Origin of the sequence: Liquorilactobacillus aquaticus DSM 21051, assembly GCF_001436755.1 — a bacterium.
GTDB lineage: Bacteria > Bacillota > Bacilli > Lactobacillales > Lactobacillaceae > Liquorilactobacillus > Liquorilactobacillus aquaticus.
This window is the reverse complement of record NZ_AYZD01000016.1, coordinates 80,612-96,002: the sequence shown is the minus strand read 5'-3', so window position 1 is coordinate 96,002 and position 15,391 is coordinate 80,612. Positions and strand designations below refer to the sequence as shown.

The window sequence follows — 15,391 nt, the reverse complement described above, 5'->3', positions numbered from 1 at the left end:
GGAGACCCTACACATTTGATTCGTCGAAACTTTGTTCAGTTTTCAAAGATCTACAAAAAATCAAAAGCAATTAATATTATATCAACTGTCGTTCAAAAATGCAAGTGTTATTTTTTTACAAATATTTCATACATCTCAACAGCCAACTTTTATAGTATACCACGCTTATAAAAAATAACAACCATAAATTTAAATTTAATAACCGCATAGTAAAAAAACATTGTTGCGTTCCCGCAAACATGACATTTTTCAAAAAATAACACTTGCATGCTGACAGTTTCTTTAAGGTATCAGATAATCTCCTAACATCGAAAAAAAATAGGATAGCTTGCGCTATCCAATAATGTTACTTATTATTTATGTTCCTCAGGTCGAAGAGTCGGAAATAAAAGAACATCTCGAATGGAAGGTGCATCGGTCATTAACATTACCAAGCGATCGATTCCAACGCCTAAACCACCTGTTGGAGGCATCCCATACTCCAAAGCCTCAACATAATCTTCATCAATACCCTCAGCCTCATCATTCCCAGCTTCGCGTTCCTTAACTTGGGCTTCAAAACGCTCTTTCTGATCAATTGGATCATTTAATTCTGTGAATGCATTAGCAAACTCATTTCCTAGAATGAACATCTCGAAACGATCAGTAAAACGTGGATCATCAGCATTCTTTTTTGCTAATGGCGATACTTCCACAGGATGGCCGTAAATAAAGGTTGGATTAACAATTTTATCTTCACAAAACTTATCGAAAAATTCATTGATGATATGTCCGACTGCCCAATAGCTTTCATAGTGAACATCATGTTCATCAGCGATTTTTCTTGCTTCATCAATTGTCATTGGTTTCCAGAAGTCAACACCAGTTTCATTCTTAATAGCATCTACCATGTGTATCCGCTGGAATGGCTTATTAAAGTCAACTTCATTACCTTGATATGTAACAAGACCATCATCTGTCACAACTGCCGCAGCTGCCTTAAAAATTCCTTCAGTTTCATCCATTACATCTTTAAAGTCAAAATAAGCTGCATATGACTCAAGCATCGTAAATTCAGGATTATGTTTCGTGTCAATTCCTTCATTCCGGAAAACACGCCCAATTTCATACACACGTTCCATTCCACCAACGATCAACCTTTTAAGATGCAATTCCAAGGCAATTCTGAGATATAATGAAATATCAAGAGCATTATGATGAGTTTTAAATGGGCGCGCAGAAGCCCCACCTGCCTGATTGTGTAAGACTGGTGTCTCAACTTCTGTGAAACGTTGCCCGTCTAAATATTTTCTAATTGCAGTTATAATCTGGCTGCGTTTGATAAAGCGATCAAAACTATCGCGATTTGAGATTAAATCCAAGTATCGCTGCCGATAAATCTGTTCAACATTTTGAAGACCATGAAATTTATCTGGCAAAGGACGCAATGACTTAGAAAGAAAAGTGATATCAGTCACTCTAATTGTTAACTCACCCATATCAGTTTTAATAACGTCTCCGGTAAAGCCTAGGTGATCTCCTATATCAGAACGTTTAAAAATATGATACTTTTCTTCGCCAATGACATCCTTACGCACATAAACCTGTATCCTTCCGTCACGATCTTGAATATCTGCAAATCCGACCTTGCCCTTGCCCCTTTTTGCAACCATTCTTCCTGCAATAGTTTCTTTGATTTCTTTGTTCTCAAGTTCTTCTTTTGACTCGTCGCCATATTTATCATGCAGCCCTTTAGACATAGCTGTTCGTTCAAAGCGATGGCCAAAGGGATCTATCCCTTTTTCCCTTAACTCTTGCATTTTTTCTCGACGCACACGCAGTTGATCATTCAAATTCTGTTCCTTTGCCAAACTAATCCCTCCAAAAAATCTTTTCTCTTACTATATTGCCAACTTAGGGCACAAAAAGCAAATCTATTTTAACTGCATGTTTCGACGATTCTTTCTTTCCGCACGCTCAATCAAATCAGTCAAGAAGATATCGAAAATTGAATTCATTTCTTTTTCTGTGTTAGCTCCATTCAAAGCTGCCTTCGCACGAGCAGAACGCGGGATGCCTTTCAAATAATAAGCTGCTTGACTTCTAAATTCCTTTGGGCCAACAACTTCGCCCTTCAACAATACTAAACGATGTAAATGTTCTTTAGCAACACGTATTTTTTGTTCAGCAGTTGGTTCAGGAACAACTTCTTCTCCTGCTAAATACTCAGCCGTTTGTTTTACAATCCATGGGTTTCCTAACGCCGCACGTCCTATCATAACAGCATCAGCTCCAACATCCTCCAACATTTTTTTTGCGTCTTCAGGTGTTCTCACATCTCCATTACCAATGAAAGGAATTTTTGTCAGATGATCAGCGACATCTTTCAAGATACCCCAATCAGCATGACCCGTGTATAACTGCTTTCTCGTCCTTCCATGCATAGCTAATGCAGCAGCACCAGCCTCTTCTGCAGCCAAAGCATTCTCTACCGCGAATATATGGTCCTCATCCCAACCAGTCCTCATTTTGACCGTGATTGGCTTACTACATGCTCCAACTACGGCATGTACCATTTCGTACACTTTGTTTGGGTCAAGCAGCCAGCGTGCGCCTGCCTCTCCTTTGGTTACCTTAGGTACTGGACATCCCATATTGATATCGATTATGTCAACATCTGTTGTTTCCTCGATAAAGTGTGCAGCTTCGACTAAGGTTTCTTTATTACCCCCAAAAATTTGAACACTTACAGGATGTTCGCTTGGATCAAACTTCAACATTCCCAATGTTTTCTTATTTCTAAATTGAATACCTCTATCTGAAATCATTTCGCAGACAACAAGTCCTGCACCAAATTCTTTGCAGATCATACGAAAGGCAACATTCGTCACCCCAGCCATGGGGGCAACTACAACTTGATTTGGAATCGTAATATCACCGATTTTCCACTCCATTTTTACACCTCATTTTTTCGTCAAAATTTACTTTTGCAATGATAACATAAATCTAAAAAAAGCTAAATGATCAGCTAAATGATTTTGAGTACAATTTTTTCAATTCATCTTCGCTAAAATAATATTTTTTGCCACAAAAATGACAAATTGCTTCTGCTCCGTGATCCTCTTTGATCATCGTTTCTAAGTCCTTAGCAGCAATACTGGAAAGTGATTTCGCAAAACGGTCTTTTGAACAGTCACAACTATAAGAAACAGGTATTTTTTCTAAGATTTTGACATTATTTTTGCCACATAGCTCAAAAATAATCTCTTCAGGAGAATTGTTGTGAATCATCAACTCAGATAGAGCAGGCAACAGTGCTAATTTCTTTTCTAGTTTTGTGATTATCTTTTTTGACGTTTGCGGCAGCACCTGGATCATAAAACCTCCAGCCAGTTTTACCGAATTGTCCTCGTTTAGAACAGTCGCTAATCCAACCGCCGAAGGAATTTGTTCAGACTTCGCCAAATAATAAGTAAAATCTTCGCCTAATTCGCCAGAAACAAGCGGTACTTGACCAGTAAAAGGCATTTTCAATCCCAAATCCTTGGTCACTGACAAAAAGCCTTTAGAACCAACCGCGTCTTTTACACTCACTTTATTTTTATCATTTAAAGGGAAGTGAACATGTGGATTTTGCAAGTATCCTTTAACCTTTCCCTCTGCATTACCATCTACTACGATAGCTCCAGCTGGTCCATCACCCATAATCTTAACCGTCATTTTTTCTTTGCCTTTTAATGAGGCTGCACTTAACATAGCCGTAGCTGCAAGTGTACGACCTAAGGCCATCGTGCCCGCACTCCAAGTATTATGAATTTTTTGAGCTTGCTGTACAGTCCGTGTCGCATCAATTGCGTAAACTCTTAGTTGTCCTTCATAAGCTAGACTTTTTACAAGATAATCTTTCATTTTCCCTCCGAGTATAATTTTCATATTATTTTGATTGATTCATCTTTTTTCTAATAAACAAGGAGCGGGACAAAACAATTTTACAACCGTTTCATTCCGCTCGCTTATTTTATTTCATTCGTAAATAATTGTCACTTAACTTGCTTAATTTTACTCTTTATCTTTAGGATAAAATGTGACCGTATCCGATTCATTTTTTCCATCAGACTCAGATGAGTTCTTTATATCCTTCTGCTTTGCAGCTTCTTTGCGCTCAAGTGCCTCTTTCGATTCTTCAAAAGTTGCTGCTTTTTCACTAGGAAACTCCTCGCCCTTTTTGACAGGCATCTTACCTGTTTCGAAGAGGCTTAAGATTTGCTTCTCGTCCAATGTCTCATATTCAAGCAAAGCTTCAGCGATAATTCGATGTTGCTCACGGTGTTCTTCAATAATTTTTTTAGCTTGCTCCATACCTTCAACGGCCAAATTCTTGACTTCTTCGTCAATCATGTTCGCTGTCTGACCTGAATAATTAGGCTGACCCGGCATGCCTCCGCCAGCAAACATATTACTTTGTCCCTCGTACTGAACAGGTCCAAGTTTTGTGCTCATACCATATTCAGTAACCATGGCACGTGCCAGTTGAGTAGCTTGCTGAAAATCATTCGAAGCCCCTGAAGACTGTTCACCGTAAACAATTTCTTCAGCAGCACGTCCGCCCATCAAACCAGCAATCTGTTCTTTTAGATCATGTCTGGACAGCAACATCTGATCTTCTTTAGGAAGCATAATCGCATAGCCTCCAGCACGTCCACGCGGAACGATTGTTACCTTATGGACAACACGCGCATCATTCAACACAAGACCAACAATAGTATGCCCTGCCTCATGATAAGCAACCGTGTGACGCTCTTTTTTGCTGATAACACGATCTCTTTTCGCAGGTCCAGCAATAACTCTGTCTTCTGCCTCGTCAATATCAGATGCATCAATTTGTTTTTTATTGCGTCGTGCAGCCAGCAAGGCCGCTTCATTCAGCAAGTTCTCTAAATCGGCACCAACAAAACCTGGCGTTTGCTTAGCTACCATTTTCAAATCAACATCATTTGCCAATGGTTTATTTTTTGCATGTACCTTTAAGATAGCTTCCCGACCTTTGACATCTGGTCGGCCAACAAGTATTTTACGATCAAAACGTCCTGGACGAAGCAAGGCAGGGTCTAAAACATCCGATCTATTTGTTGCAGCCATGACAATAACACCTTCGTCACCTGCAAAACCATCCATTTCAACCAATAATTGATTCAAAGTTTGTTCACGCTCATCATGTCCGCCGCCCATACCAGCACCACGTTGACGACCAACTGCATCTATTTCATCGATGAAGATAATTGAAGGTGCATTCTTTTTAGCGTTTTCGAACAAATCACGAACACGACTTGCACCAACACCGACAAACATTTCAACAAAATCAGAACCAGAAATTGAAAAGAATGGAACTCCTGCTTCACCAGCAACAGCTTTAGCTAGTAATGTTTTACCTGTTCCTGGAGGGCCCTCAAGCAAAACCCCTGAAGGGATTCTAGCACCCAGTGAAAGAAATTTATGCGGATCACGTAAGAATTCAACAACTTCCACTAACTCTTGCTTTTCTTCCTCCGCTCCGGCAACATCAGAAAAACGTACTTTATTCGCCTTCTTATCGACTGGCTTTGCTTTGGATTTTCCAAAGTTCATAACCCGGCCATTTCCACCGCCTTGACCGGCTTGGCCCATCATCATGTAGAAGAAAAAGATGAAGAAAATCACAGGCAAAAGATAGATAAGGAGCTGAAGCCATAGGCTACTTGACTCTTCTTCTTTAGTACCCACCTTGACGTTGTTTTTCTGTGAATAATCCTGAATCTGTTTGACAGCAACATCATTAGTTAGAACATTAGTTGAAAAAGATGTCACTTTACTGCTGCCACTGGTCAAACCGCCTAAGCCGGTAGATTCCTTGACCTTTCGAGCCTCTTTATATGTACCTGTTATCTTATAGGTACTGCCTGAAGGCTGCATTGTGAAGTCTTTGACGTTGTCTTTTTTTAACTCTGTAACAAATTGGCTAGATTGGATTTGTTGAGACTGCGAGTTTGTTTTACCACCAAAAAAGTAATACAACATTCCCATTATCCCAAGGAAAATCACAATATAAAACAGACTATTTTTAAAGAGCCCATTCTTTTTATTGTTCATACGTTTCCTCCTTGACTACATACGCATAGCTTAATTAATATTGTTTAGTTAGCATTATCGAGTAAATCATATCATACTTGACTTTTATTGACTATTAATTATTCTCATAAACTTCAGGTTTTAAAACACCCACATAAGGTAAGTTACGATAAAACCCCTTATAATCCAAACCATAGCCAACTACAAATTCATTAGGAACCCTAAAACCAATGTAATCTGGTCTAACACCCTTCACTCGTCGTTCTGGTTTATCCAGTAATGTACATATCTTAACGGAAGCCACTTTTCTGTGTTGGAAAAGATCTACTAGGCAGCTTAAGGTTCTTCCAGTATCAATAATATCTTCGATAATCAAAATATTTCGTCCCTCAACTGGAACATCCAAATCCTTAATAATTTTTATTTCACCTGTTGATTCCGTTCCATCACCATAGCTTGAAACATCCATAAAATCAATTTCCGCATAGGTTTTGATCTCACGTACAATATCAGCCATAAACAAGAATGCGCCCTTCAACACACAAATTACTAGAGGATTTTTCCCTTCATAATCTTTGGTCAACTGACTCCCAATTTTTACAGCGATATTTTTTATATCTTCCTTGCTGTAAAGGACCTCTTTAATATCATTATTCATATCCTAGCCTCATCTCTATCTTCTTCTCCTAAAAATTATCATGTATTGAATTTTATCATTTGATCGACACTCTGACAAATCAGATTTTTTTTGCCCGATTACCCAGATAACTTTATTTGAACCAGTTGTCACAAGCCAAATCTCATCACGTTTTTCATTTGGTATTTTTTTATCAATCATTATTTTTTTTACTTTTTGATGTCCTACCGCTGTCTGAAGGACATCCCCAAGACGACGATGTCTGATCAATAAAGGTAAATATGTTTCATCGGAAAAGAAAAAGAGCAAATCTCCCGCCGCGACCGCTGGCTTACTGTGAAGAAAGACACCTACTTTCGAACCATCCGAAAGTTCCAGCCATTCATCAAGTTTTAACTTTTTTTCAGTTTGAGAAGCAGTTTGAATCCTATTTTGCTTTTTAAAAAAAAACTCATCATAACGTTTAACAAAAAGGATTCTCTCTCCAAGTTCGATATAACCCTGAGGTTTGTCTTTATTTTTTAGCAAGGACCCAATCTGCGCTAACTGCTGCGTTGAACAAGCTTTTGGCAATAATTGAATAATCATCTTTAACGTTATTTGCTGCCAATTATGATCAAGAGCGGCCCACTTTTTAACTGAATAAGCCTTCGGACCTACTTTAATGGCTGCAATTTTCTCTTGCCCGCTTTCATCAACCACAGAAACATACTGCCTAAGCTGCTCCTCGTACCCAGCAATATGTTCCAAAAACCTGGTGTTTTCTTTTTTTAACTTAGGAATTATCTGATGTCGTAATCTGTTTCGAAAAAAATCATCGTCTTGGTTCGTGTGATCTTCAAAGTAACATAATTTACACTTAATTGCATAATCTCGGATTTCTTCTTTTGAAAAACTAAGTAAGGGACGTGAAATTCGCCCAACACCTTCAAAACCTCGTTGAAAATCAATCCCTGTCAATTGCCCCAACTCACCGCCACGAACCAACTTCATCAAAAACGTTTCAGCTTGATCGTCAGCATGGTGTGCAGTCAATAAGTCCGTGATATTTTCTTTTTCCATCACTTCCTTAAAAAAAGCATATCTAAAGCTCCTTGCGGCCGCTTCAACTCCGTGCTTCGGATGCTCTTCACTTTTCCATTTTTTTACAAATAAGGGCAAAGAGTTTTCCTGACAAAACGCTTGAATAAACTTGGTTTCAACATCACTTTGTTTTCTAAGCTGATGATCAACATATGCAACAAAAATCTGCGGTTTGCTTTCTGCAGGTAGTCTTAATAACAAATCAACAAGCGTCATTGAGTCAACTCCTGTTGAAACGGCCACTAAAACTTTATTTTTCAAGCTCAACTGAATAAAACTCTTTTTAAATTCGTGCTCTATGTTCATCTTCGTTCCGCCTATTCCATTAAAAAAACGATTGTCTCCTCTTGTATTCAAAGAGGCAACAATCGATCGTTCTTAATCTTTTTAGCTGCGGCGACCGCCACGACCACCGCGTTTACCTTCTGTATTACGCTTTAACGAGGTCAAGCGTGCTTCACTATCCTTGAGGAAACCTGCCAATAAGGAGTCAAAATCTTTTGGCTTTGGTTCGGATTTCTTATATGTTTGACTGCGTTGATTACTATGATTGTGAGTTTTTACACCTGTTCCGCTATAATGGGAGTGCTGCTTACTGCCATCTTGATGGTCATGCTCGTTCTTACCAAATTCACGCCCATTACTACTTTGCGTAGAATTTGCTGCTTTGCGAATTGAAAGACTAATTTTTCCATCATCAGCGATCGATAGTACTTTAACTGTTACTTCATCGCCGACGCTAAGCACATCATGAATATCCTTAACATAACTATCAGATATTTCACTTATATGCACTAACCCGTTCTTTCTCTCACCCAAATCAACGAACGCACCAAAACTTGTAATTCCAGAAACCTTACCAGTGACTTTAGCACCTACTTCAATCGACATAAAAAAGTTGCTCCTCCTTATTTTGTATACACTTCAGTATACCATGAGAGAGGGGGTATGCAACAAATATGTTAAGATCTTGTTGAAGTTTCTACTTTCCATCAACACTACTATTTGATTTATTGTTAGGAAAACTATAAATTGTCTCCCCCTTCTTCGAATAGTAATACTTCTCTCTAATCATTTTTTCGAGATAATCTTGCTCGTTCAGGCGCTTGACTTTCTGTTTTAAATTACTTTGTTCGTCAGTAACACCATTTAACTTTTCTTTAGCTGTTTGCGTCTGACTGTTCAAAGAATTTGCCATCAAATTGGTATTGATAATCTGATATCCAAGGACAACAGTTACGATCGCTGTTATCAAAACAATGACTGTGATGCGTCTTCTGCGGACACGTCTAACACGCATCTTACGATCCTGCAGTTGTGTTTGATGCTTACGCAATTTAAAAAAGTCGTTATTAAGAACTCTTACCTTGTGCTCACCAGCCACTGTTTTCTCCCCCGTCCTATTATTTCTTCTCCATGGGACGATTATAGCAGACGATCAGAAACCACGTCTAACAATTTACTCGTTTTTTAATCATTAAAATTTTCTTTGTAATTTTCTGCGAGAATATCATACAGCTGTTCTGCTTCCTCTTTTTTTACATTCTCTTTAATCGAATTTATTTTGATTTTCAGCGTTTTATTACCAAAACCGATCGTTACTATATCTCCTTGAACAACATTCGAGGATGACTTAGCTACCCTATCATTTATTTTAATACGCCCCTTATCGGTTATCTGTTTAGCAACTGTTCTACGTTTCACAATTCGAGAAATCTTTAAAAATTTATCTATGCGCATTTTTTTACCTCATTTCCTATTAAATAATTTAAAAATCTTCTTTCCCCCAGGAATGCTTGCCCATTCTTGTAATGTAAAAAGTTTTAAAAAACACGCCGCAACAACATACGAAATACTGCCAGCAACGACTCCAAAAGCTGTTTCCAGAACGCTGCCCAAGCGCCCGAAGTAAATAGTGTACTTCTCCAAAAGCGAAGTACATCCAAAAGTAATTAAGACCATTACAAGAATACAAGCCAGTAGTTTAAGTAAAAAGTGATCTTCCCGCAGTAGGTTATTTCCCATCTGAGGTAATGTCATCTTGAGTGTAAAACATCCAACAAGCAAACTTAGCACAGTCGCAATACTAGCACCCATAATTCCCCAATGATACACAAAAATAGAATTACACAAGGATTTGATTAAAAGAATGACAAACAGCGCCAAGAAAGTCTGCCAATACTGGCCCAAGCTTTGTAAAAAAGAATTATACATTGTAAGCAGTGTTGCAAAGATAATCGCCGCCATCGAAACAGCCAAAGCTGGGCTGCCCAACCTATCTCCAAACAAAGATATATTTATTTCGGGCATCAAGATCATCAAACCTACGCTTGCTGCACTTGAGACGCCAAGGCATACTCTGATTATCATTTTAGCTATTAATTTGAATTGATGCAATTTATTTTGTACGAATTTCTCGGTGAGCACTGGCAGTAACGCTGTCGAAAAGCTCACTGAAACGACCAACCCCATTTGAATTAAAGGCTGTGCACGATCATAGATACCTTTCCACTCTTTCGCCTCTGTCGGTCGATATCCTGAAGTCTGCAATGCTTCTTTGACAGTAAAAGAATCTACTAGCTGTAAAAGGACCATCATTGCTGCAAACAAACAAATTGTCAGCCCCTCCGAAAATAATCGCTTGCCGACATTTTTCAACTTGTTAAATGAAATTGTATGTCTGTAATACATTAGCCTAGAATAAAATGCACAGAAAAAAAGGCTAGCTGCAATTGCACCAAAGGTTGAACCAAACATTGCCCATGCACCCATGTGGTAAAGTGACCAATTCATCTTTACAGCAAGCACTGCTACAATAATAATCACGGTCACTCTGACAACTTGTTCCAGCAATTGCGATAGTGCAGTGGGGACCATATCGAAAATACCTTGATGATAACCTCTGCCAACTGCCAGGATTGGCATCAATAAATACATCCAGGATACACTCTTAATCAAAACATCTAATTTTGCATCCCCCATAGCATGCCCGATCCATAAAGCACCGAACTGCAAGAATAAAAAAATGGCCACTCCTAACAACAACAAAAGATAAAAAACTTCTCTTGCAACTTCATCCTTTGCCTGCTTCTCTTCTTCTTGAGCTACAAGTTTTGAAATATACATTGGAAAACCAGTTAGTGCAAACGTCATCCCGATACCGTATATTGGATAAATCTGTTGATAGATATAGAAACCTGTATTCCCAACTAGATTTTCAAACGGTATTCGATAAAATGCACTTAATATTTTAGCTACTAGGGAAGCAAATGTTAAGACAGCTGTTCCTTTCATCATCTTATTGACTTGTTTGTTCATCATCTTAATTTACCTTCATTGTTTTTTCACCCTTTGAAAAAACAACTTGTGCTAGGAGCTGAACAATTTTTTGTAGCGAATCCAGTACATTTACCAAGCTGTTTGTCGGTTGGATTACAAATACTACCTGCATCTGACCTGACTTATCACTAATCGTCGCCTGCAAACTCGTTTTAGAAATAGCTTGTAGCAACTGCTTTGCTGTAATGTAGCGCGCCACATCCTTAGAAAAAGTCATAGTTACATTGTTTTTAGTTTGAGTGATCGTCTGAATCAAAGCACGATCCGCATTCATTTTCAATAATCCAATTTGAAGCAAGTTTGCAACTTCTTCTGGATAATCTCCGAAACGATCAATCAAATCAGTCTGAACCTCCTGATACTGCTCTTTACTATCAAAATTTCTGATTCGTTTATACATTTCAATTTTCTGACGCTGATCATCAATATAACTATCTGGCAGATATGCTTCCAATTCAAAATTGATTTCACAGTCCGTTCTTGGCCTTTCTGACTTGCCTTGTTTCTTAGAGACTGCATCTTTCAGCATCTGTGTATATAAATCATAGCCAACAGAATCGATAAATCCATGTTGCTGCTTTCCAAGCAGATTCCCTGCTCCTCTAATAGACAAATCCCGCATGGCTATCTTAAAGCCCGATCCCAATTCCGTGAAATCTTTAATAGCTTCCAGTCTTTTTTCACTGATTTCTGTTAAAACCTTGTTTTGTTGATACATGAAATACGCATATGCTACACGGTTGCTCCGCCCTACTCGTCCTCTTAATTGATACAACTGAGCTAACCCCATATGATCTGCATCCTCGACAATAAGCGTATTAACATTGGGAATATCTACCCCAGTTTCAATGATAGTCGTTGTAACCAAGACATCATAGTCTCTAGCAATAAAATCAAACAAAACCCTTTCAAGTTGAACCTCTGTCATCTGTCCATGAATATATCCTATTCGTGCTTCAGGCATCATTGCTTTTAATTCACTGACAACTTTCTCGATGTCAGCAACACGATTATGCAAGTAAAACACCTGTCCACCGCGTTTCATTTCCCGTTCGACGGCGTCAACTATCAAACCGTAATTCTGTTCAACGACATATGTTTGAATCGGGTATCTATTCATTGGAGCCGTCTCAATTACCGATAGGTCTCGTACTCCTAACATTGACATGTTCAAAGTTCGCGGGATAGGTGTTGCGGTTAATGTTAAAACATCCACTAATGCCTTCAACTCTTTTAAGCGCTCTTTATGTTTAACACCAAAGCGCTGTTCCTCATCGACTATTAATAGGCCTAAGTCTGCAAACTTGACATCTTGAGATAAAAGGCGATGTGTTCCTACTACGATATCCACAGCTCCGGTCTTTAGATCATTTAATGTATCCGCAATCTGTTTTTTTGATCTGAAGCGCGACAATATACCTACATTCACGGGAAATCCTTCAAAACGATTCATCATCGTCTCATAATGCTGCTGAGCAAGAACAGTTGTTGGCACCAAAAAAGCTACCTGTTTTCCATCTTGAACCGCTTTAAAAGCCGCACGTAAAGCTACCTCGGTTTTCCCATAACCAACATCCCCGATCAATAAACGATCCATCGGTTGCTTTTGCTCCATATCATGCTTTATCTCTGTAGAGCTGCGTAATTGATCGGGCGTTTCTGGATATGGGAAAGCATCTTCAAATTCCGATTGATAATCATTATCCTTTGAAAAGGCATACCCATTCATTTCTTTGCGCTGTGCATATAATTCAACTAGATCATCTGCAATGTCTTCGATCTTAGAGGCGACGCTTTTCTTAGTCTTTCCCCATTCACTTCCACCTAGTTTATTAATATGTGGCGTTTTAGATTCTGACGAGACGTATTTTTGAATCCGATCAATTTGAGAAACCGGTATAAAAAGCTTGGCATCATCACGGTATTTAACCGTTAAATAATCTTGATGCTTTCCAGATACCAGCATCGTTTTCATTCCCATAAAACGCCCGATACCATGGTTAACATGTACGACATAATCGCCCTTTTTCAGTTCAGTGTAACTTTTTAGCCGTTCAGTATTATCCATTGTCTGGTGTCTAACCTGGCGTTTGACTATTTTTTTAAACAACTCGTGTTCTGTGAGTACAACTAAGCGCCCTTCAGGTATCTCAAACCCACCTGCTAAGTCTCCTTGAACAATTTGGATCACAGAAGGTTGAAGCGCATTTGCTTCGGTCATAACAGCTGGAATCTTGAAATCATTTAATGTTTGCAGTATCTTAGTGAGCCGTTCTTCCTCAGAAACAACAACTATAACAGTCTGCTTTTTTTGCGACCACCGATCCATTTCCGTTTTCAAAAGTGGCATTTGTCCAAAAAACTGCTGGGTCGTTCGAACTGTAAGCTCAAGTTTTTGTTTGAATTTAAGACCGCCCATTCCTTTTTGGAAAAGCGTCATAAAAATATCATTATGCTTATCGTCTCTTATAAGCGGATGAAGATTCAGTGTCCATTTTTCTCCAGAAAAAGCTGCTCCTTTTTTCAACAACTCAACTGTCCAATTATCTTCCTCGTCATCCATACTTTTCTGTGTTTCAAGAACATGCTGATAGTCATCGACAAACAACAAATCTTCTTCACTCAAATAATCAAGTAGTGTACTTTTTTGAGGAAATAGCAACTCACTGTGTACCAATTCAGCGGGTGTAATTTGATTTTCTTTCAAATCAGCAACTATCTGCTCATAGTGCCTTGTCAACAATTTTTTTTGAGCATCATCTTTTATCCTGCTTAGTTCCTTTTTGTATACTTCTCTAATCATGTTTAATGCATCTGCAGACATTTGACTTGTTACAATCAGATCCTTGGCCGGTAATATAACAAATTGCGCAATATTTCGAATACTGCGCTGGTCTGCAGCATCAAATTCCCTAATTGAATCAACTTCTTCATCAAAAAGATCAATTCTGATCGGATTAGCGCAATTTAAAGGGAAAATATCTATAATCGAACCGCGAATAGCGAAATCCCCAGGCTTATCGACCAAGTTGTGGCGCTGGTATCCCATCGCCGACAATTTTTCTGGCAATTTTTTCAATTCGATTTCGCAGCCTGTTTCAATTCTTATTCGTGAGTTGGACCAAACATCAGCTGGAGGAAGCATTCGCCTTAAGCCTGATGTCGAGGTTACAATTATCTGTGGCTTTTCAGCACTACACAATGCATCTAACGCTTGAACTCTAGAACTTTTGAACTCTGGTGAACTAATAGCAGTTTGTGCAGCCGCTGCTTCTTCAACTGGAAACAAAAATACTCTCTTCTCACCAACTAATCCCTTCAAGTCACTTTCAACCTGCTCCGCATGATGCAGTGTATCTGTCACAACTAACATTGTTTTCTGTTTCTTTGCGAACAGTCCTGCCAAAAAAATTGTTTTTGAAGAAGACAATAAGCCCGTCACTAAATGACGGGCACTTTCAGCAGGATCGATGTTTGCAATCCACTCTGTTGTTTCAGGGATCTTTAACATCAAATCTTCCAATTTCATTTTTTATTTAAACTCCTTATTATAAATCTCACTTATGGTTATACTTATTCATCGTTTTCATAAAATCATTATCAGCAAGCCAACTATCTAATGCAGCAGTTGCATGTTGAATACCCTCTTCTAAAGATTTTTCCTGCTGTGCAGAAAACTTTGAAAGAACCCAATCAACTACACTTTGTTTTTGAGGATGATCTATCCCGATTCGAATCCGCTTGAAGTTCTGAGTACCTAGATGTGCAATAATACTCTTGATCCCATTATGACCACCAGCCGATCCCTTCTGACGTAAGCGTAATTGTCCTACCGGCAGATCCATATCATCATGAATCACAATGAAATCTGCAATATCTATTCCAAAATAATCAAGTAACGGTCCCACACTTCGTCCAGACTCATTCATATAAGTCATTGGTTTGGCCAGCAAGACCTTTTCTCCGTTAATGAATAGCTCTGCAATCATTGCTTCACATTTCGTTTTGTTAAAAGCAACGTCATTTTCTTCTGCAAATTTTTCTAACGTCATAAAACCAACGTTGTGTTTTGTTTGTTCATATTTTTTCCCAATGTTACCCAGACCTACAATTAATTTCATTCTTTATTCCTCCAAAAACTTTCTTAACAATTTGTGAAAAAATTAATGTAAGCATATTCAAATGGATACGAATAAAATGCAGCCTGCAAAATAAAAACGCACAAAATTGGGTAAAACGCTTAACGTC

General features: G+C 38.6%; 12 protein-coding genes. All 12 read right to left on the bottom strand.

From position 1 onward, the window contains the following. Positions 1–353: 353 nt before the first annotated feature. The 12 genes from lysS to pth all read right to left on the bottom strand — a co-directional run bounded on the left by lysS (position 354) and on the right by pth (position 15,264). Positions 354–1,850: a lysine--tRNA ligase gene (lysS, locus tag FC19_RS05880; protein ID WP_057876065.1), complete on the bottom strand. Its 1,497-nt coding sequence runs from the start codon at positions 1,848–1,850 to the stop codon at positions 354–356. 63 nt (positions 1,851–1,913) lie between these two features. Beyond that, complete coding sequence (dusB, locus tag FC19_RS05875; RefSeq protein ID WP_057876064.1) at positions 1,914–2,933, bottom strand: tRNA dihydrouridine synthase DusB; 1,020 nt, start codon at positions 2,931–2,933, stop codon at positions 1,914–1,916. A 70-nt stretch (positions 2,934–3,003) separates the two neighbouring features. Further along, positions 3,004–3,888, bottom strand: a complete 885-nt coding sequence (gene hslO, locus FC19_RS05870) for an Hsp33 family molecular chaperone HslO (RefSeq protein WP_057876063.1) — start codon at positions 3,886–3,888, stop codon at positions 3,004–3,006. A 150-nt stretch (positions 3,889–4,038) separates the two neighbouring features. After that, positions 4,039–6,105, bottom strand: coding sequence for an ATP-dependent zinc metalloprotease FtsH (gene ftsH, locus FC19_RS05865; RefSeq protein WP_057876062.1), 2,067 nt, complete (start codon positions 6,103–6,105; stop codon positions 4,039–4,041). Positions 6,106–6,199: 94 nt separating this feature from the next. Continuing rightward, a complete protein-coding gene (gene hpt, locus FC19_RS05860; RefSeq protein WP_057876061.1) occupies positions 6,200–6,742 on the bottom strand; it encodes a hypoxanthine phosphoribosyltransferase in 543 nt (180 codons plus the stop codon). A gap of 15 nt (positions 6,743–6,757) precedes the next feature. Beyond that, positions 6,758–8,161 (bottom strand): tRNA lysidine(34) synthetase TilS, encoded by a 1,404-nt coding sequence (gene tilS / locus FC19_RS05855; RefSeq protein WP_235809324.1) that lies wholly within the window; start codon positions 8,159–8,161, stop codon positions 6,758–6,760. A gap of 30 nt (positions 8,162–8,191) precedes the next feature. Beyond that, complete coding sequence (locus FC19_RS05850; RefSeq protein ID WP_057876059.1) at positions 8,192–8,695, bottom strand: S1 domain-containing RNA-binding protein; 504 nt, start codon at positions 8,693–8,695, stop codon at positions 8,192–8,194. Between the two features lie 91 nt (positions 8,696–8,786). After that, positions 8,787–9,188: an FtsB family cell division protein gene (locus FC19_RS05845; protein WP_057876058.1), complete on the bottom strand. Its 402-nt coding sequence runs from the start codon at positions 9,186–9,188 to the stop codon at positions 8,787–8,789. Positions 9,189–9,274: 86 nt separating this feature from the next. Continuing rightward, positions 9,275–9,544 carry an RNA-binding S4 domain-containing protein gene (locus tag FC19_RS05840; protein WP_057876057.1) on the bottom strand — a complete coding sequence of 90 codons (270 nt, stop codon included), beginning with the start codon at positions 9,542–9,544 and terminating at the stop codon, positions 9,275–9,277. 9 nt (positions 9,545–9,553) lie between these two features. Then, complete coding sequence (locus FC19_RS05835; protein WP_083488379.1) at positions 9,554–11,125, bottom strand: putative polysaccharide biosynthesis protein; 1,572 nt, start codon at positions 11,123–11,125, stop codon at positions 9,554–9,556. Between the two features lies 1 nt (position 11,126). Next, positions 11,127–14,672, bottom strand: coding sequence for a transcription-repair coupling factor (gene mfd / locus FC19_RS05830; protein ID WP_057876056.1), 3,546 nt, complete (start codon positions 14,670–14,672; stop codon positions 11,127–11,129). 28 nt (positions 14,673–14,700) lie between these two features. Then, positions 14,701–15,264: an aminoacyl-tRNA hydrolase gene (pth, locus tag FC19_RS05825; protein WP_057876055.1), complete on the bottom strand. Its 564-nt coding sequence runs from the start codon at positions 15,262–15,264 to the stop codon at positions 14,701–14,703. Positions 15,265–15,391: the final 127 nt, after the last annotated feature.